The organism is Caballeronia sp. LZ029 (assembly GCF_031451275.1).
GTDB lineage: Bacteria > Pseudomonadota > Gammaproteobacteria > Burkholderiales > Burkholderiaceae > Caballeronia > Caballeronia jiangsuensis.
In genome coordinates, this window is record NZ_JARUXO010000091.1 from 1 (window position 1) to 300 (window position 300).

Annotated in this window: 2 protein-coding genes; both read right to left on the bottom strand. The window is 64.0% G+C overall.

Annotated features, from left to right (window positions below; translation table 11 throughout):
* Positions 1 to 129: SDR family NAD(P)-dependent oxidoreductase (locus tag QCE73_RS34195; RefSeq protein WP_309885356.1), on the bottom strand; the 129-nt coding region annotated here is incomplete at its 3' end.
* Positions 130 to 170: 41 nt separating this feature from the next.
* The coding region (locus QCE73_RS34200; protein WP_309885357.1) for an aldehyde dehydrogenase family protein at positions 171 to 300 on the bottom strand (130 nt) is incomplete at its 5' end.

Genomic DNA, 300 nt, shown 5'->3' on the forward strand with positions numbered 1-300 from the left:
TTCGGCGGCGGGACCGTTGAGGTCGTTGATGACCACGTTCGCGCCTTCGCGCGCGAACGTCTTCGCGATGCCTTCGCCGAATCCCGAACCGCCGCCCGTCACGATCACCGTCTTGCCTTGCAGTCGCATGTCCTTGTCTCCCGATGTGAACCCTGCAAAGGATGCAGCCCTCAGCCGTGCCGGATCGCGATGGTCTTCAGCGTCGTGAAGCCGTACAGCGCCTCGAATCCTTTCTCGCGTCCGTGTCCGGAATGCTTCACGCCGCCGAACGGCAATTCGATGCCGCCGCCCGCGCCATAG